Raw genomic sequence first — 19,390 nt, forward strand, 5'->3', positions numbered from 1 at the left:
CAAGTTTTCCTGGTGCCTATGGCGCGGTGGAACCACACTGATACATCCCGAACTCAGAGGTGAAACGCTGCTGCGGCTACGATAGTTGGAGGGTCGCCTCCTGCCACAATTGCTCGGCGCCAGGTCTTTTAATTCACCGAAAGCTCCTACTTTTAATAGTAAGAGCTTTCTTGTTTATGAAGAAATAAGCTAAACGATCGCTATTTTAATAACTACACTTTAATAGGAGTATCGGCTTTTTGTCGCAGTCCACTTGCCATCATCCACTTGCCATTAGAAGGTGCTAGGGTAACGCCACGACGTATTGGTTTAACGCGAGAGTTGTCTACTAATGCTAAATCTACGTGGGATAGTATAGTTGCTAGTACCAGTTTCATTTCAAATAAGGCAAATGCCATACCCAAGCAACGACGATTACTTCCACCAAAAGGTAAATATTCATATAAAGAATATTGTCTTTCTAAAAATCTTTCTGGTTTGAACTGTTGTGGTTCTGCATACAAATCTGAACGGCGATGAGTTAAATAAATACAACCTACGAGTAATGTTCCTGGTTCAAATTGACGATTCATAATTTCTATAGGTTGTTTCACAATCCGGGGAATAGTAATCATCACGATGGGATAAATTCGTAAAGTTTCTTGGCAAACTGCTGTGAGATAGGGTAAACGAGTAATTTCTTCTAAATCTGCATTGTTTCCAAAACTATCTAATTCAGACAAAAGCTTTTGACGTATTTGTGGTTGGCGATGAATCCAGTACAATGCCCAGGTTAAGGCTGAGGCTGTGGTTTCATGACCAGCAACTAACAGAGTCATCAATTCATCGCGTAACTCTACATCGGTCATAGGTGCGCCGTTTTCATCACGTGCTGACATCATTAAAGATAAAATGTCATTTCCAGAGGATTCGGGATGACTTCTGCGTTCTTGAATCTCTGCATACAGTAGTTGGTCAATTTGCTTCCGTTGATGCAAAAAAATTCCCCAAGGACTCCATGAACCTAAATCTACTTGCATTATTGGCAAAAAAGATATTGTGGCACGTAAATTAGAACCACTTAAATCTAGTATGGAAGCCAAGAGTTTTTTTAATTCAGTATAACGTTCTCCTTCAATTATTCCGAATACAGCTTGCAAAATCACTCTCAGAGAGATTTCTTGCATAGAGTCGCGCAAGGAAAATGGTTGATCAAATTTCCATTGACTGATGACTTCTTTGGTGATGTTGGCGATGATATTACCATAAGCTTTCATCCGATCGCCATGAAAAGGTGGTGTTAATAACTTACGTTGGCGTTGGTGAGATGTACCAGATAGCAATATCAAAGAATTTTCGCCCAACAAAGGCTGCAAAATTTGAGCAGAACCTCTAGAATCTAAATTACTGAGGTTTTCTGTAAATAATTGTTGAATTGCTTGTGGATGACTTAAAAACACCATTGGCTGTTTGTTGGTTAGCCATAATGTGAAACAGTCACCATGTGCTTTTGCAGAATTTTCCATTAATTGCAATGGCTGATAAATCCATTGTAATAACTGCATAAATTTGGGTATTTTAGGACTGTCAGGGAGTTTCATAACTAATGCTCCTGGTACTGCTATTTTCACTAACTTAAGAACGGTTCTAGTTACCGGACTATTTATTCCTGAAATCTATCTATAGGTAATTTATTGCTAGAAATATTACAACTAAACTAGCAAGTTGATATGATTTTTTATACTAATTTCCATGTTTGATATTTATATTATCGACTTGTTTTTGATTGGATTAGTCTTACTGGTAGTTACATTAGCATCCGGTTGGATTACCCGCTTACCTTTATCTTTTGCTCTTATCTACCTATTGGTTGGGATTTTTCTTGGCCCTTATGGTTTAGGTTTAATTCAATTACGTCGAGATGATGTATTCAATGCGGAATTACTAGAAAGGCTGACAGAATTTGTTGTGATCATTTCGGTGTTTAGTTGTGGCTTAAAAATAATTCGTCCACTCAATCTTCGAGTTTGGGGAATTACATCTCGCCTGATTGGAATATTAATGCCAATTTCTATTTTGAGCTTGGCTGCTGTAGGCAAATTATTTTTAGGTATGAGTTGGGGAGAAGCTATATTGTTAGGAGCTATTTTAGCACCTACTGACCCTGTATTAGCTTCAGAAGTGCAATTGACTGATACTAATGATAGAGATGAGTTACGTTTTGGTTTAACCTCCGAAGGTGGTTTAAATGATGCCTTAGCTTTTCCCTTTGTTTATTTTGGTATTTATGCTTTAAAAGATAATAACTGGAACAATTGGTTTAAACAATGGATAGCGATAGATATACTTTGGGCGATCGCAGCAGGAATATTCATGGGGATTTTAGTTCCTAAAATTATAGTCTGGTTCGATCAACATATTCAAAAGCGTCGTTCTGCTGACAAATTAATGGAAGATTTTGTTGGCATTAGTATCATTTTGCTGACTTATTCTTTAACAGAATTTGTTAATGGCTATGGTTTTCTGGCAGTATTTGTTGCTGGCTTAGTAGTACAACGCAGTTATCACAATCCAGAAAAACCATTAGCTCAATTAGAATTTATCGAGCAATTAGAAAAGCTGTTAGAAGTTGGCACAATTTTATTATTAGGCTCAATCTTACTATTCAAGCCTATGGTTGATTATGCTTGGCAATCTTTAGTTGTAATTATTTTCTTGTTCGTGTTTATACGACCTTTAGGTGCGTGGATCAGCACAATTAGTAAACATCCATTTAGTTCCCATCGCTATCATCTACATCCTGGAACTCGCTGGCTATTTGGTTGGTTTGGAATTCGTGGAGTTGGTTCCCTTTATTATCTGGCTTATGCTTTTGGCAATGGACTGAAGGGAGAAGTTGCCGAACAAATTGCTTGGATAACTTATACAACCATTGTGGTCTCAGTAATTATACATGGCATTAGTGCAACTCCTTTGATGAATTGGTATGAGTCTCATATTGCTAAACAGACAAAACCGCTACCTGCTTCTACCATTGATGAATTTGAGTAAACGCAGACACAATAAGTTACATAGTTTCACTTGCAATGTGATAAATTTTTAGACAAGCTGAATGGGTAAACGGTATCAAGATTTCCAGAAAGTGGTATAAGAAAAAGAAAAGACTTGCAAATTTTACTTACGTATAGTACTATAGTACTATAACAAGAGACCCTAATAAAATAACCCCACAGCACCCGTGGGGTTTTTCCATTGAAGATAGTAAAAGTAGGTAAGAAGGAATAGATCGTTAAAAACTTTTATCCTGCTGATATGTCTTAATATTGACTGCTAGAACTGCTAACCTGTTCAGGCGACTTGAAAAATGTATGTTCAATTTTAATGGCTCGACTATCCATTACTTGAGTAAATAAATCTGTTGGTAAGGCATTTTCTACAGGTAAAACCCCAGGTTTATTGAGTTTACCTTCAAGAATTAATTGAACAACAGTACCTGTACCACAGCCAGTTGCGACAGCAGCATTATTGTGCAGTACAGTAGAAGTATAAATGCCTGTTGAACCATTTTTTTTGCCTGTAACTTCTGATTTGACTGCTACGCCAATACCACTAAAATGATTAGTAAAATCTGTCATTGTATGGCTAACATGAGATAAAAACTCAATCATTCCATGACGCTGCATTAACCATTTAGGAAAAATATGTGCTGCTATCCAGGTCAGATGATTATAGTAATCGGGAAATGAGCCAAACTTAGTAATTACATTTTTAACAGTAGGAAAAGCATAGGGCAATGTAAAGGTTTCTGGCATATCAAACCAGTAAACTCCATTACGTTTATAGTGGGGAAAGTTAACAATTTCTCTTTCACTATAAGGTGTGACTTGCTGCCATTTACCATCTAGCCAAGCTTCAAAAGGATGCTGTAAGCCTAAAAAAGTTGTTCGCATAACCGTGATACCAGCACCACCAGAACCGGCTACTAAATAATAGAGCTTGATTGTTTCTGCTTCATCAAATTGTTCCACACCCTGACGCACCATGCTATTAGAAATGCCAGGGAATATGCCTGTATTGATTACTGCTGTGACTCCAGCAGCAACAGCATCTTCGTGATAACTTAAAGCTTTGCTGGTAAAAGAACGATGGTCGCTAACATCTACATAGTTAACGCCTTGTTCAATACACAGTTGCAGAACATTGGCATCACGGTAATGAAATGGGCCAGCACAGTGAACCACTAAATCAGCATTAGCGATCGCTTCTCGTAGTTTATCAACTTCTGCCAAATCTAAAACTAAATACTGCTCTCGTTCTGCTAAAGGTAAACTTACCTTCTCTGGAGTACGTCCAGTGATGGTAATTTTAGCTTGCGTATGGTTCGCAATGTCTTGCGCGACACTGCTACCAATTCGCCCCCTTCCTCCAAGAATTAAAACGCGGTCTGTCATTACTCCGGTATGGGCAACACTACTTGCTATTTGACCAGTTTTTGAGAGTCTTTGCCATCGGTTACAAGTATGACTCGCCTACCAATATAGGAGGATAAATCCAGCACTTATCCATAAGACTTACGCAAGAAAACGAAAAATTAAGATTTTAGGGAAGGGTGTAGGTGTTCAAAACCCTTACACTCCCATACCCAATTTCAACCAATAATCTTTGTGCGTAAGTCCTGGGGGTGTCATTAGTCATTGATAACTTGTAGTAACGAAAGGCAAAGGTTTTAATAAATAAATTTTGTTTAATATGTAAATCTACATATAATTAATAAGTTTTTGTAATATAGGGAGTTCTGTCAACCTCAATAATTTAAGATTTTCTTTAGATTGTGATCAGTACTGATCTGAGTTCATTTCAGCCAGGAGCGATAGTAATGAAGATGTGTGTTGTCAACTCCAAAATATTACGTCAGTTTTGGGCTGTAGTGGAACAAACCCAAAGCAGTACTCTTCTGGGACTTAGCGACAATGACTTGGTTAAGCTGTTGTTAGGACAGATTCAAAGTAACAAAGTCCTGAATTACGAAGAAACTTTGAACTTAACAGATTACATTTACTCTAAGACTTTGCTAATACGTGATTTAGCACAAGCACGTTCAGCATCATAAATGAAAGGCAAAAGCCTATGCAATTTATCTTCATATCTTTGCATAGACGTTTTGCCTGTTATTTTCAGAACTATCTGGGATTAATGTGCCGTCTGGGGCCCCAGCCTGGATTCACGATCGCAGCTAAATCTTCTGGTGATAATTTATCAATCTCAGCCTCTAATTCTGCGACTGTGAAATCATAGCCACGTTCTTTAGCCAGCTTGACAAATGCTTCTGGATTGGCTGTGGCTTTAAGTTTTTGTTGAAATGCTTGATCTTCCTTGACTGCTTTAAAGAATTTTGCAGCATTTTGTAGTGCCATAATAATTCGTCCCCTACAGTAATCTGTTTTGTTTGTAAAGTCATCTATAGGAATCTGATTTGATAAGTGAACCTACTCGTGTAAGTAGAAAACAGGGAACATAAAAAACAGAGTAGAAGTTTACGTATTTTTTTCACAAATCAAATATGAGTCCTATATATCAGTGGAGAGTAGAGAGTAGACAAAAGTATTTGTTGGGTATACTTTTTTCCAAAAATCAAATATTAGTCCTAAATTTAGGATTTTCGTACTACTTTTAAGGTGCATCATTTTTAATGATGTGTCTTGTATCCTGAGAAAGAAAAATCAACGATATAGCAGTTTTTTCACACTACTTATGGCTGATATCCTGTCTAGCAAATCAGTTATGGTGCAGTACATCTGTGCAGAAAGATAAAACTCTTTCTCCCTCTGAGGTCTTGATGATGAGCCTCCTGTTACTGTTGACTCAAACGTTCCAATTCCAGATCATCCCAAGATGCAGGGTCTTCTACAGGCTCAAGGTGAGTAATAACGCTACTTCCAGGTAGTGCTTGAATAATTTTCAACTCAATTTCTTCACATAAATCATGTCCTTGGCGTACTGTCCAAGCTCCTGGTACTAATACGTGAAAGGAAATAAAACGACGGGTTCCTGCTAACCGAGAGCGCATTGCATGAAACTGAATATTTTGATGTTCGTATTCACTAAATATCTGCCGGATAATTTCTTGTTCTTCTTTTGGTAAAGCCGTGTCTAGTAGTCCAGAAAAGGTTTCCCGCAGTAAATTAAATCCTGCCCAAATAATATTAACTGCTACCAATAGGGCGATGATGGGGTCAAGTATCAACCAACCAGTTACCTGCACCAGAAAAATTCCAAGTATCACACCACCAGAAGTCCAGACATCAGTTAATAGGTGGTGAGCATCTGCTCGCAAGGTAATTGAACGTAAGCGTTTTCCGGCTTTGAGTAAGACAATAGCCACCACACCATTCACTAAGGTGGCTAATAATGACAACACTAGCCCTAATCCTAGTTGATTCAATGGTTCGGGATGCTGCAAACGTCCCCAAGCTTCTATAGCAATGCTAATAGCTGCCACGACAATCAATGCGCCTTCAGCACCGCTCGAAAAATACTCGGCTTTAGAATGCCCAAAGGTATGTTCAGCATCGGCTGGTTTCGCTGCATAAGTCAACGCCCATAATGCCACTAGTGCAGCCAGCAAATTTACACATGATTCAATAGCATCAGAAAGTAGCCCCACTGAACCTGTTAGTAGGTAAGCTCCAAACTTTAAACCAATAGTTACAACTGCGGCTGCGATTGATAAAAAAGCGTAGTTACGGGCTGTTTGGCTACTCATTCAAACTACTTAACTGTGATTGCTAGGTAACTGTAACAAATTTAGCTGTTAGTTTGATCTATCTCCAGACTTTTAGATTTTTTTAAACACAGGCAAGGAAGTAGTTTGAGAAGTATCCGTTCACATTATTTTCCATACCAAAAGGTGAGATACTGTTGAAAAAATAATTTCACAGGGTAGATGTAATATATGCGGCTTTTTGGTATGCCCGTAGAAAAAGGCAGATGGTTGCTAATTCCTCTTGGTGCAATTGTTTTACTTTGTCTTGGCACTGTTTATTCATGGAGTATTTTTAGAAAACCTCTCGAAAAATTACTGAATATTAATGCAACAGAAAGTTTGTTGCCTTTTACGGTTTTGTTAATCATGTTTGCCATATTGATGCCCATTACTGGCTTTTACATCAACCGCTTTGGTTCTCGGACGATTACCGCAGTTGGTGGTGTAATTATGGGACTGGGTTATGTTTTGTCGAGTTTGGATGGGAATTTACAATTATTAACTTTGACTTATGGTGCGATCGCTGGTGCGGGTGTCGGTATAGTCTATGGTGTACCGTTAGCCGTAATTGCTAAGTGGTTTCCTGATAAAAAAGGTATTGCAGTGGGTTTAACTGTGATTGGTTTTGGGTTGTCGCCGTTAATTACTGCACCTTTGGCGAAATCACTGATTGATGCTTATGGAGTGCGGCAAACTTTTGTAATTTTAGGTGTAACTTTTACACTGATTATTTTAGCGATCGCCACTGTTTTAAAAACACCGCCTCCAGATTGGAAACCAGCCGATTGGAATCCCAATGTTGCAGTTTCGGGAGGTACAGCACTCAGCAATTCTGAGACAATATTGCAAACACCAGCATTTTACGGTTTGTGGCTGTGCTACACCATCGGCACATTCTCAGGATTGGCTGCTATTGGTATTTCTAGCCCTTTAGCTCAAGAAATTATTAAACTAGATGCAACTACAGCCGCAGGTACAGTTTCTTTATTTGCCGTCTTTAATGCTTTAGGAAGAATATTTTTTGGCTGGTTTACGGATCGTTTTAGCCCGAAGTTAGCAGCAATTGTTTCTTTTACTTTAGTATTAATTGCATCGCTGATGATGCTAAAAGCTGGACAAGGAACTGTAGCTACTTATTTAGTAGCATTTGCTCTATTTTATTTTTCTTTTGGTGGCTGGTTAGCGATCGCTCCCACTACCACCTTAATTTTGTTCTCATCAGCAGACTATGCCAAAAATTATGGTCTCGTTTTCACAGCTTACGGCGCAGGTGCATTGGGTGGAACTTTGTTAGCTGGCAGAATTCGAGATATTTTTGGCAGTTATACAGTTTTCTTTTACCCAACGACAGCACTAGCAATTTTAGGAATTGTGTTAGCTGTGTTTATGCTCAAACGTAGCTTTTCTGGTTCTACGATTAGTCAAGCTAATTGAGGTTGAGAAAGTGCTGAGTCAGAAAAAAGTACTCAGCACTAAGAAGCCAAAAACGGATAGTCTGTATAACCTTTTTCATCACCACCATAATATGTATTGCGATCGCCTTGATTAAGAGGTGCATCTAATTTTAAACGTTTGGGTAAGTCGGGATTGGCGAGGAATAATGCACCAAAGGAAATTAAATCTGCAATGTTATTAGCGATCGCAGCATTACCTTTTTGTTTATCGTAACCACCATTGGCAATCAACACACCAGGATATAAAGGGCGAAACTCTGCAACTGGGATTGGTTTACCGCCGTGGCGAATATCGGCGGGTGTGGGTTCCATTAAGTGCAGATATCCTAAGTTAAAGTTCTTGAGGGCAGCGATCGCATAGCTGAAGGTTGATTTTGGATCAGAATCATGGATATCGTTAAATGTGTTGCTGGGTGATAGTTTCACCCCTACCCGCGCTGAACCCCAAACGCTACATACTGCTTCTGTGACTTCCAACAGAAACCGCGCCCGATTTTCAATAGAACCACCATAGCGATCGCTGCGTTGATTAGTACCATCTTGTAAAAACTGATCAATTAGATACCCAAAGGCTCCGTGAATTTCCACACCATCAAAACCAGCTTCTAGGGCATTCTTTGCACCTTGACGAAATTGATCAATCACACCCGGAATCTCATCTAAATCCAATGGGCGAGGCGTGACAAAGGGTTGATCACCAGTGTACGTCATAGCCTTACCAGCAGGTGCGATCGCTGAAGGGGCTACTGGTAATCCGCCATCTGCTTGTAACGAAGGGTGAGAAATGCGTCCTGTATGCCATAGTTGCAAAAAGATTCTGCCACCTGCACTATGTACTGCTCTTGTCACTTCTTGCCAACCTGTAATTTGTGCTTGAGAGTGAATTCCTGGTGTAGCTGGATAACCCACAGCCTGGGGTGATACTTGCGAACCTTCGGTGACAATCAACCCAGCCGTGGCACGTTGAGCGTAGTATGTAGCATTTAGTGGTGTGGGTGCATTGCCCTCCCCAGCCCGATTGCGCGTCATGGGAGCCATAACAATTCGGTTGGGTAATGTGTAATCACCAAGCTGGATGGGTGAGAATAAATCTTGATTGTTGGTCATTTGTTCTTTGTCCTACTACTTCTTACTCTTAGATGGATAAAGCCAACCTTTAAACAAACGAGTTACCTGGGGCATAATCACCCAAGTCATCAAGGGCATCATAATGCTAATGTTCACCAAACTAGCTATCCAAACAGGTAGCCCACTGGTAATTGGTCGGAGAAAATTCGGCAGAATCGAAATCACAGGATAAAGACCGACTGCACTGACAATAGCAGTTTTCCATTTAGGGGGCGGTGAGGCGTTGGGGATTTCTGGGAGAGCAAACCAAGCTTCTAGGCTATTGACACGCATCACCTTGGCTCCATCTACTGTGAGAGCTTCGGCGCGAGCAATCCAACCTTGACAGATTACAGATTCTTCCCACTCTTGTAAATGTTTAGCTGTATCAAACCGCAAAATTAACTGCCACTCGCCTTTTTTCGTTAGCGGATATAAAACATCACTCCCCATATAGCCAGGAAAGGTGCTGGCTGCTAGAATCACGCCTTTAGTCGCTTCCTCAAAAGCTTCTTCTAATCCTGGTTTGACACGCCGAGCGATCGCAATTACACCAGGCGATGGGTATTGACATGGTACTTTCATAGGTTGTATTCGTGATGACTAAAAATGCCATATTGTTCAACGAGCGATCGCAGTGCAATAAAAGCCCAGTCTGGAGGTTGCACATCGGATTTCAAATTGCTATTACTTTATAAAATCGGCTAACATTTGTCCCTAGTCCAAAGTTGAAGTTTTACATAGACCACAAGGTGAGTTGATGACTAACTCAGAGATGGGGATATGACCTTAACTTTTGGCTAGTGGAAAAAGTATGAAGTGTGAAGTATGAAATGAAAAATTTTGTCAGCTAATCATCATAGTGTTCATGTTAATAAAACCTGCAATCTTACTCCCTTGCACTCTGCCTCTAACTCTCTGCGGACGCAATGTACCTTATTATGTTTAAGAAATTCAGTTTTTGTTAGCATAATTACTTTTACAGCCTAATACGCCTGTTATCTTGAAATTATTACGCTTCAGAATCAAATAATTCAATTTGAATTAATACAGCCAAGAAAGAGAAATATAAAGACATTTGAATGACCAAGAGTTCATTGATTACTTTCATAATTAAGGAGCTTGACCATGAGTTATATTATTAACGCTGAACTCTCAATTGAAGTTATTAATGAAACACAAGCGAAGATACTGGTAAAATATAATCTGGAAGAAGAAGCATTGACTCCACAAAAGTATAAAGAAGAAATTTTATTAATAGGCGATGATCCAGACACAAAGAATGATAAGAAGATTTTTAGTTTTCCTAAAAGAACATTTCAGTCAAAAGCTGGTAAATTTAAAAATGACCCTTTTGAGCCTGATATTATTCCAAGTAATAATCCCCGCTCTTCTAAACCATACGTAATAGATAAATCTCTATTGAATGAAGATACAGGTTCGCATACAAATGGTCAAGCATTTAAAGATGAAATTAAAGCTCAAATTATACTAACAGCAATAAATTCTTCAGATGCGATTCCAGAGACAATTACCGCATTCACAAATACAGTTCGCCGTGCATTTTAACAGGGCATATACAAGAGCTATTTTTTCTGTTTCATTTATTGCAAACTGACAATTCCGCGTTTGAGGGCGGTGATGACGGCTTGGATGCGATCGCTTACGCCCAGTTTGCTGAGAATATGATTAACGTGATATTTCACAGTGCCTTCGGAAATCTGCAATACTGCTGCAATTTCTTGGTTGGTTTTCCCTGTGGACATGAGCCGGATGACTTCGAGTTCCCGACTGCTGAGTTGCAATATTCCTACTCGTTCGGCTAATTTAGCGCCGACGGATGTGGGAATGTATTTTTGTCCGGTGTTGACGATGCGAATTGCTAAGAGTAATTCATCTGGTTCGGCATCTTTGAGTAAATAACCCTTCGCCCCAGCTTTCAAGCCACGATAAATATCTTCGTCGCCGTCGTAGGTGGTGAGGACAATAATATTGGCGTTGGCAAATTCCCGACAAATAGCGGTAATCGCTGCAACGCCGTCCATTTCTGGCATTCGCAAATCCATTAAAGTAACATCAGGTTGCAGTTGGGGAAATATTTCTACTGCTTGATATCCATTACAAACTTGTCCGACAACTGTCATATCTGCTTCGCGGTCAATCATGGCGGCTAAACCTTGACGCACGACGGGATGATCGTCAACTATCAAGATGCGGATGGGGTGGTTGTCAGTCATGGTTTAGTCTCGACGAATCAGGATGGTAATTTCTGTGCCTGGTTGTGGCAAACTTTTAATGGTTAACTGGGCTTTGATGCGATCGCATCTTTCTTTGATTCCCATCAAGCCAAAACCTTTAACAACAGCTAAACTCTCTGGTGCAAATCCTTTGCCATTGTCTTTCACCCTTAAAATCAATTGCGTCGGTTCATACACTAATTCAATCACAATTTCACTGGCAAAAGCATGTTTAATGGCGTTTGTCAATGCTTCTTGGCCAATGCGTAACAAGTTATTTTCAACATCGACTGTTAAGGGATAAACTTCCCCGATGATTTTGCAGATAATCTCAGTATCAATCACCGCCGACATCTGCGTTACTAAGTGATGAAAGGCTGTGGGTAAATTCTGCGTTTCTAAAATTTGGGGACGTAGGGCATTTACCGAACGCCTCGCTTCGGCTAAACCTTCCCGCGCTAGTTCTCTGGCTTGGGTGATATGTTCTTGGACTTCTGGTAAATTTTGGGGAATGATGCGGGAGGCTGCACCCAATTGGACGATAACACCAGTGAAGGCTTGCGCTAGGGTATCATGAATTTCTCGTGCCATCCGATTGCGTTCTTCTAAAATTGCCGCTTGACGACTTTGTTCAGCGAGAGAAGTTAAATGAATGGCTAAGGTGGCTTGCTGTGCTAGGGCGATAATCAATTCAATATTTGGCGGTAAACTAGTTCTGGGTTCTCGAAAACACAAACCAATGAATCCCAAGGGGCGATCGCCCAAAATTAAAGGTACACGTACAATGGAACGATGTCCTTGAGCGCGATGCCATTTAATTCTTGCGCCGAGCAGTTTCTTGTTATCCTCAACATTAAAAAAAATTACCTCGCCTTTAAATAGCGCCTCTTGCCAATAGGAAAAAATATTTGCGGAAATTGGCAGACGAAACTGCACAAATTCGGGATCTGTGTGAATTGGAATCACTTTACCTTCCCGGACATAACGTTTCATCAAACTAGTGTTAGTTGATGCGTCATACAAAAACAAAGCGGCGGCATAGGATTTAGCTTGGGCGGAGGCTTCTAGTAAAATATGTTCCCAGAAGGTTTCTAAATCTGGTTCATCTGCCAATCGATTCACACAACCACGCAGTGATTCATTAGCTCTGACTAATTCTGCAACTCGTTTTTCTACAGTAGTGGCGCGTTCTTGAATCAGATGTGCAACTAATTGTTTGCGATGCAGTGCGGCTCCAATTCCCTCCGCCGCAGTGGTGAGGACATCCATTTCTTGCTGACTCCAATGGCGTGATGTAACACAATCATCAAAAGCCACACAACCGATGTAACGTCCTTCAATGAATAGGGGTACACCTCCAGAAGATTTAATGTTGAGTGATTGGAATTGCTCTTTGAGGGGATGGGGTAAGTCATCGACTAAATACCAGATAGAACGACCTGCATATAGTTCTCGCAGTAAAATTTCGGCATCATCATTATCAATAACTGCCATTGTTGGATGATGAGTTTGGGGAGAAATACCTCCAGCTACCCATTCATAGGTGATGCAGTGTTGTAATTTTTGGGTGGTTGGGTTTTGGCGTTCGAGGATGACTTGCACGCGACTAATATTGGCGACTGTACCAATGGCTTGTAAAGCTTGAGGAATTGCGATATCAATATCTTCTGTGTCTAGGAGATTTTTGGTAACTTGGGCAACTACAGACAGTAAGCGATCGCGTTGTTGTAACTCTTGGTTAACTTTTGCTAATTCTTCCGTGCGTTTTTGTTCGATTTGGCGGATACGTTGACGCTGAATTGCACTACCAATACAGGCGGCGGCGGTTTTCAACAATGTTAATTCGGCGGTGCTGGGATGTTTGGCTTGACGACAGTGATCAAAACTCAAAACTCCCCAAAATAGTTCTTCGACAAAAATCGGCACAGCGAACAATGCTTTGACACCAATTGCAGCTTGTCCACTACGAAACGGTTCTGGCATTTCTTCTAGCCAACAACTAATACTTTCACCTTGATGCAGCCGTTGGTACCATTCCTCAATTCCGGCGTAGGTTCCTTGGGCTGTTGTGGGATGGGAGATTTGAGCAATGATATTTGGTGCATTCCACTCATATAGTGATCGCCAACCAGGTAGAGTAGATAATGGAATGGGAAAATGTTCAATCACACCCAAGCGATCGCAATCTAAACTTTCACCCATCACTTGTAAAGCCGTCTTCACCGCTTCATCAAAGTTATCAATGGTGAGTAAAGCATTCACCGCTATAGTTGTGGCTTCTAAAATGCGATCGCCAAAGTTAGAGCGCATTCCATTGCTATTTTCCCCCAAATGCTTTGGCGCTGACAATTGTCCCTTATCCTCCTTGTCTACCTTGTCTACCTTGTCTCCCTTGTCTCCCATTGTCCCTATGGCTAATTCATTGTGAGAAGAGAAAAATTAAACTAGAAAAAACTGCTACCCTTGACAATTAATTAACCCTAGGGGATGAGGGAAGGAAGGGGTTGTTTAATTTGATGAGTAAGCTGGTAGGGTAATTGTAAATGTACTGCCTTCACCTAAACGCGATCGCACTGTTACATGACCATTCATACCTTCGACTAGGGTTTTGACAATAGATAGTCCTAAACCACAGCCACCGGTGGAACTGCTGCGGGCTTCATCGATGCGGTAAAATCGCTCAAAAATTCGTGATTGATGTTGTAAAGGAATACCATACCCTTGGTCGCAAACTTCGATAATGGCTTGGTCGGCTTGTTGATAAAACTTGATAGTTACAGGGGTTTCTGGCGCAGAATACTTAAAGGCGTTATCAACTAAATTAATTACAACTTGTTTGAGGCGGTTGTAGTCAGCTTTAGCGGCAATTGGCTGGTGAGTTGATTCAATGGTAATCTGGCGATCGCTATAAGTTTTCGCCATCACCACAACTTCGGTAATTAAGTCGTTTAATGAGCAACTTTCGAGGCGAAATAGCAAATTACCACTATCCGCCCTGGCTAAATCAAGTAAATCTTGTAATAGTCGAATGGTGCGTTCGGCTTCGGCGGCGGCGGTGGCTAAAGCTTCTTGCTGCACTTCGGTTAAATTATGCTGTCGTCGCAAAACACTTTGTAAGTAGCCATGTACGATGGTCAGGGGTGTGCGTAATTCGTGAGATACATTGCTGACAAATTGTCGCTCTTGCTCCCAAGATTGGAACAGCCGCGATAACATCATGTTGTAAGTTTGAGTTAATTCTCGAACTTCGCTAGGGGCATTTTCTAAATACAGTTGTGCTTGTCCCAAGTCTGCAAGGGAAATAACTTCCGTCATTTGACTTAACTGACGTAGGGGTTGCAGGGAACGTTTAATATAAAATGCGATCGCAAAAGAAATAATTATAATAGTGACAATACTGCCAATCCCCAAACTCTGCACAACCACTACAAACATACTTTGTTCTTGGGTGACATCCTGCACAACAAATAAGGTTCCTACAGTCTGCCCTTGCAATCTCAAATTACTCCCACACATCACAAAGTAGCTTTTACCCATTTCTTGGGCTATGGGTTTCATGGATGTATAAGTTAAATCCATTAACTCAGCTACTTTTTTTGACGGTAATTTATTTAGGTTATCTGATTGGGCGATTATCTGATTTTGAGAATTTTTTACCCATAAATATGTATTTGTAGTACTTAAATTATTAATTGCCCTTTGCAGCCCATTCTCTTCAGGTAAAACTTCTGTATAAAGTTCTACATAATAAGGTAGATGTTGAGTAATTTGTTGAATATTATTTTTATAACTATTAATTAAAAATTGCTGCATTTTCCAGCTTGTCCAGATAGCTAGGCTACCTAATCCTAAAGCCGAAACCGCAGCAATGCCAATTGTCAGTCGAACGCGTAATGAAAAAGGATCAATTATCCGAAATATTTTCTGAATTTGGTTCACTTCGGTGCTTGAGGGTTGGGTGTGGGACAAGTTTTATTCACATAATCGCACTGATAAATATAAGGTTCCTGCCAACTTAAGGGAATTTCTAATAAATCTCTTGTACCTGTTAATCCTTGTCCAATAAACAGTAAAAGAGCAACACAGTTTAATATTGTATGAATTACCCGCCAGCGATGAGACTTATAAATATCTTGTACAATCGCCAAGGAAAAAACCATCAGTAGGGATGCGGCAATCCCAATGTAGTAGTGTGACCAGTACCACTCATTAGTCCGCCGAAAAACTCCATCTTGACAGCCTAAAACTACTAAACCAATACCAGTTAAGGTAGCAAAAATCGCTCTCCATGATTTATTTTTTGCTTGATAAAGTAGTACTAAAGAAGCAATGGTCGCCACAAACATTAATACAATAAAAATTACTTGGAAATTAGCAGTATTCCACAATTGCTTTTTGATAATGTTTTTACCAATGGGATAGGCTAAACCGACTAATGTTACCCCAACAACAGCACTGGTTAACCAATCACCTAATTGTTTATGCTCTTTACCAACGACAGGCGAAATTTTGCTCTTACCTTCGGTTGAATTTTGCAAACGCCGTTGACGAGTTTGCCAAGCGAAATTAGCAACATTCCCAATTAACGGAAAGACGAAAATAACTGCGATCGCTGGATGTAAAAGCCCAAGAAAATCTGCTGTGTCCATAAATTTTTTGTATTATAACTATTTTGAATTGGCAATGTGATTAGTATTTAAAATTATCAATCTTACAAAAAGATACTAAATATTCCTCAACATTACAATTTTAAATTTTTAAAACTCAACCCATACAGTTAGTTATGGGTTGATAAACTGTTTAACCACCGAGACTTGCATAACCAAAAGTAGCATTAAATTTGCGACACCAAACTGCTACTGATTTATATCCAGCCAAGTTAATATTTCCAGGTAAAGCATAGCTTTGACTACCGCTAAATCTTCTTAAGCGACCAACTAAAACATAATCTTTGGCTTTTAAACCATAAATTTGGGGTGCAGTAGAGCGATGTAAAATTACGTACACATCAGGGCCACTACTAGTTTTAAAATTCCGACTAAATTGTAAATATCTGGTTCTGTTTCTGGTAACAATGCTAACTCTTCCGCGAGTTGCGTGTTCGCCATTGCGGAAATTAGCGGACTGACCTACAGCCGCAGCTAATTGATTAATTGCAGGTTGAGCAACAGGTGTAGAGGTTGATGTCTGATATGCAGTTACTTCTTGAATAGAACCTAAACTAACAGTTGCAATCATTCCCAGGATCGCTAAACTCTGAAATTTCATAGTGTTTATATCCTCAAATACTGCTATATGAGGCAAATTTATAGCCGTCTTTGGTGATGAATATTAAATTACGCTGAGAATTAGCTAAAAATTTAGTTCAGCCATTTTTATCAGAATTTAATTCTAGTTAACTTATCACTTATTATTGGCGAAAAAAGTTAACTAGATGATTTTTGTCCCGAATAATTGAAGATAACCCTCGTGAATAGACTATATAATATTTCCATTAAAGTAAGTCATAGTTTTTAGTTATTTAGGAGATTAATCAAGTGCAGAAACCTGAACTTGCCAGAGTTAATCTTTTGAATCAGGGAGAGAAAAATCATGATAATTTAATTACACAAAGAGTTTTCCTCTTTCGCCTAGTGGCGTTCATACTTTTGAGTATTGTGATTTTATCTGGCTTCCTGGTAGCAGGTTGGTTTGCAGGTGAAATGACAATTAATCAGTTTTTTGCTCAAATTTACATTTGGCAAATGAACCCACCAACGTGGTTAGAAGCGCCAATGGTACATAACAAGTATTTACTTTCGCTGACATTGGCATTGCTAGTCACAATGTTTGCAGTGATGAAACTTTCACCCCAACCGCGTGTTTGGTCACAAAGGTTAGTCGTTGGCATATTAATGATTTTGACTGTGCGTTATTTGTTATGGCGATCGCTCTCTACATTTAACCTCGCAGACCCCTTAAATGGCACAATTAGTTTAGGCTTATTCGCTCTAGAAATTGTGATGCTTTCTAGCAGCTTAATCGAACTATTTTTAATGTTAAATATTAAAGAACGTCACCGGGAAGCTGATGAAAAATCTATCGCGGTGATTAATGGTGAGTTTACACCATCTGTAGATATTTTTATTCCTTCTTACAACGAACCAGAGTTTATTGTGCGGCGCACAATTATGGGTTGTCAAGCCCTAGATTATCCTCGAAAAAACATCTATCTTTTGGATGATAATCAGCGCACAGAAATGCAAGAATTAGCTGCCGAACTGGAGTGTCATTATATCAGCCGCCCAAATAATCAACATGCCAAAGCCGGCAACTTAAATTATGCACTGACTCAAACTAGTAGTGAATTAATCGCTGTTTTTGATGCAGATTTTGTTCCTACCACTAACTTTCTCTTACGGACTGTGGGCTTTTTTCAAGATAAAACCATAGCCATAGTGCAAACACCACAAGCTTTTTATAATAATGACCCCATAGCCCGAAATCTGGGTTTAGAAAATATTCTCACCCCTGATGAAGAAATCTTTCATCGCCATGTGCAATCAATTCGAGATAACGTCGAAAGTGCAATTTGCGCTGGTACTTCTTTTGTGATGCGTCGCGCTGCATTAGAGAAAACGGGAGGTTTTGTTACCGAATCTTTATCAGAAGATTATTTTACAGGAGTGAATTTAGCAGCTTATGGCTATCGCATTATTTATTTAAATGAATTACTCAGTGCAGGTTTAGCAGCAGAAAATATAGCTGCTTATGCAACTCAACGTTTGCGCTGGGCGCAAGGTACACTCCAAGGACTGTTTATTCAAGCTAATCCGTTGATTCTGCCTGGATTTACTTTAACCCAAAGATTAGCTCACTTAAGCGGGTTTTTGATTTGGTTTGCCAATGTCGCGCGAATTTCTTTTTTGTTGATGCCTTTGGTTTATTCATTTTTGGGTGTAATTCCTATTCGGGCAAACTTGCCAGAATTAATTTATTTTTGGTTGCCTCTTTATGTAGTCAATATTTCTGTGTTTGCCTGGTTGAATAAATATTCGCGTTCGGCGTTTTTATCTGATATTTATTTTTTAGTAATGTGTTTTCCTGTGGCTTGGACTGTTATTCAATCTTTGTTGCGTCCCTTCGGCACAGGATTTAAAGTCACACCTAAAGGAATTAGTAGCGATCGCTATACTTTTAACTGGAAATTAGCCTTACCTCTAATCATACTATTTATCGCTACAGCTATTAGTTTATGGCAAAATCTCTGCATGAGTGTACTCAAACAAATGATAGCCACACAAGCGCCAGTAATGGCTGAACAAACCGTAGGCGTGGGTGTAGGTTGGCTATGGAGTATTTATAACTTAATCATGATTGGTTCTGCGATTTTAGTTTTTTTAGATGCACCCAAGACAGATAAATTTGAATGGTTTGATTTACGGCGAGTTGTAGAGTTAAAAATTGGTAGTGAAAGTTTTTGGGGTGTCACTACAATGATGTCAGAAATTGGTGCAGAGATAGCACTGACTCAGCAACCCCCAATCAATTTATTACTTGGTCAAACACTTAAAATCAAAATTGCTGAAGAAAATCTACAGCTAAAAGCAGAAATTGTGAGTCAAGGATTTGCTAATGAGTTTCCTATTATTCGCCTCCAATTTGAATCAGTTACGATTAGCCAACATCGTCATTTAGTAGAAATATTATTTTGTCGCCCCGGACAATGGAAGCGACAAAATGCACCAGGAGAATTAATTTCTCTATGGTTGGTGTTGAGAATCTTGCTCAAACCCCGCTTTATTTTTAATCGCAAAATTGATGTTAGTCCCGTGGTTGTAGCTAAGGTTTAATTAACAAAATTTAGCTGT

16 protein-coding genes and 1 rRNA gene are annotated in these 19,390 nt (G+C 39.6%); 6 read left to right on the forward strand and 11 right to left on the reverse strand.

Annotated features, from left to right (window positions below; translation table 11 throughout):
• Positions 1 to 8: 8 nt before the first annotated feature.
• A 5S ribosomal RNA gene (rrf, locus tag H6G75_RS16055) occupies positions 9 to 125 on the forward strand.
• 87 nt (positions 126 to 212) lie between these two features.
• Here rrf and H6G75_RS16060 read toward each other — a convergent pair.
• Positions 213 to 1,580: a cytochrome P450 gene (locus H6G75_RS16060; protein WP_190981024.1), complete on the reverse strand. Its 1,368-nt coding sequence runs from the start codon at positions 1,578 to 1,580 to the stop codon at positions 213 to 215.
• Positions 1,581 to 1,731: 151 nt separating this feature from the next.
• Between H6G75_RS16060 and H6G75_RS16065 the strand changes: the two genes are divergently transcribed.
• Positions 1,732 to 3,030, forward strand: a complete 1,299-nt coding sequence (locus H6G75_RS16065) for a sodium:proton antiporter (protein WP_190981025.1) — start codon at positions 1,732 to 1,734, stop codon at positions 3,028 to 3,030.
• Between the two features lie 266 nt (positions 3,031 to 3,296).
• Here the strand turns inward: H6G75_RS16065 and H6G75_RS16070 are convergent, their stop codons facing one another.
• Complete coding sequence (locus H6G75_RS16070) at positions 3,297 to 4,430, reverse strand: saccharopine dehydrogenase family protein (protein ID WP_190981026.1); 1,134 nt, start codon at positions 4,428 to 4,430, stop codon at positions 3,297 to 3,299.
• 425 nt (positions 4,431 to 4,855) lie between these two features.
• Between H6G75_RS16070 and H6G75_RS16075 the strand changes: the two genes are divergently transcribed.
• Complete coding sequence (locus H6G75_RS16075; protein WP_190981027.1) at positions 4,856 to 5,089, forward strand: hypothetical protein; 234 nt, start codon at positions 4,856 to 4,858, stop codon at positions 5,087 to 5,089.
• A 70-nt stretch (positions 5,090 to 5,159) separates the two neighbouring features.
• On the opposite strand, the gene H6G75_RS16080 is transcribed toward H6G75_RS16075, so the two are convergent.
• Positions 5,160 to 5,393, reverse strand: a complete 234-nt coding sequence (locus tag H6G75_RS16080; RefSeq protein ID WP_190981028.1) for a Nif11-like leader peptide family natural product precursor — start codon at positions 5,391 to 5,393, stop codon at positions 5,160 to 5,162.
• A gap of 437 nt (positions 5,394 to 5,830) precedes the next feature.
• On the reverse strand, positions 5,831 to 6,742 hold the full coding sequence (locus tag H6G75_RS16085; RefSeq protein ID WP_190981029.1) for a cation diffusion facilitator family transporter: 912 nt from the start codon (positions 6,740 to 6,742) through the stop codon (positions 5,831 to 5,833).
• Between the two features lie 189 nt (positions 6,743 to 6,931).
• Here H6G75_RS16085 and H6G75_RS16090 point away from each other — a divergent pair, with 189 nt between their 5' ends.
• Positions 6,932 to 8,176 (forward strand): OFA family MFS transporter, encoded by a 1,245-nt coding sequence (locus H6G75_RS16090; RefSeq protein ID WP_190981030.1) that lies wholly within the window; start codon positions 6,932 to 6,934, stop codon positions 8,174 to 8,176.
• A gap of 38 nt (positions 8,177 to 8,214) precedes the next feature.
• Here the strand turns inward: H6G75_RS16090 and H6G75_RS16095 are convergent, their stop codons facing one another.
• Together H6G75_RS16095 and H6G75_RS16100 are read right to left on the reverse strand one after the other, a co-directional pair.
• Positions 8,215 to 9,303 carry an alkene reductase gene (locus H6G75_RS16095; protein WP_190981031.1) on the reverse strand — a complete coding sequence of 363 codons (1,089 nt, stop codon included), beginning with the start codon at positions 9,301 to 9,303 and terminating at the stop codon, positions 8,215 to 8,217.
• Between the two features lie 15 nt (positions 9,304 to 9,318).
• The gene (locus H6G75_RS16100) at positions 9,319 to 9,888 is read right to left on the reverse strand and encodes an antibiotic biosynthesis monooxygenase (RefSeq protein WP_190981032.1); all 570 of its coding nucleotides are present in this window, start codon (positions 9,886 to 9,888) and stop codon (positions 9,319 to 9,321) included.
• 543 nt (positions 9,889 to 10,431) lie between these two features.
• On the opposite strand from H6G75_RS16100, the gene H6G75_RS16105 reads away from it, so the two are divergent.
• Complete coding sequence (locus H6G75_RS16105; RefSeq protein WP_190981033.1) at positions 10,432 to 10,872, forward strand: hypothetical protein; 441 nt, start codon at positions 10,432 to 10,434, stop codon at positions 10,870 to 10,872.
• Between the two features lie 35 nt (positions 10,873 to 10,907).
• Here the strand turns inward: H6G75_RS16105 and H6G75_RS16110 are convergent, their stop codons facing one another.
• The 5 genes from H6G75_RS16110 to H6G75_RS16130 all read right to left on the reverse strand — a co-directional run bounded on the left by H6G75_RS16110 (position 10,908) and on the right by H6G75_RS16130 (position 16,808).
• Positions 10,908 to 11,540, reverse strand: a complete 633-nt coding sequence (locus tag H6G75_RS16110; RefSeq protein WP_190981034.1) for a response regulator transcription factor — start codon at positions 11,538 to 11,540, stop codon at positions 10,908 to 10,910.
• A 3-nt stretch (positions 11,541 to 11,543) separates the two neighbouring features.
• Positions 11,544 to 13,889 carry a GAF domain-containing protein gene (locus H6G75_RS16115; RefSeq protein WP_190981035.1) on the reverse strand — a complete coding sequence of 782 codons (2,346 nt, stop codon included), beginning with the start codon at positions 13,887 to 13,889 and terminating at the stop codon, positions 11,544 to 11,546.
• 159 nt (positions 13,890 to 14,048) lie between these two features.
• Entirely contained in the window at positions 14,049 to 15,479 is a 1,431-nt protein-coding gene (locus H6G75_RS16120) for a cell wall metabolism sensor histidine kinase WalK (RefSeq protein ID WP_190981036.1), read from the reverse strand.
• Positions 15,476 to 16,189 carry a DUF4079 domain-containing protein gene (locus tag H6G75_RS16125; RefSeq protein WP_190981037.1) on the reverse strand — a complete coding sequence of 238 codons (714 nt, stop codon included), beginning with the start codon at positions 16,187 to 16,189 and terminating at the stop codon, positions 15,476 to 15,478. The genes H6G75_RS16120 and H6G75_RS16125 overlap by 4 nt, the downstream gene beginning before the upstream one ends.
• A 151-nt stretch (positions 16,190 to 16,340) precedes the next feature.
• Positions 16,341 to 16,808, reverse strand: coding sequence for a DM13 domain-containing protein (locus tag H6G75_RS16130; protein WP_190981038.1), 468 nt, complete (start codon positions 16,806 to 16,808; stop codon positions 16,341 to 16,343).
• 269 nt (positions 16,809 to 17,077) lie between these two features.
• On the opposite strand from H6G75_RS16130, the gene H6G75_RS16135 reads away from it, so the two are divergent.
• Positions 17,078 to 19,372 (forward strand): glycosyltransferase, encoded by a 2,295-nt coding sequence (locus H6G75_RS16135; protein WP_190981039.1) that lies wholly within the window; start codon positions 17,078 to 17,080, stop codon positions 19,370 to 19,372.
• Positions 19,373 to 19,390: the final 18 nt, after the last annotated feature.

It is taken from the genome of Nostoc sp. FACHB-280 (assembly GCF_014697615.1).
In the GTDB taxonomy this organism is placed as follows: Bacteria; Cyanobacteriota; Cyanobacteriia; order Cyanobacteriales; family Nostocaceae; genus Nostoc_B.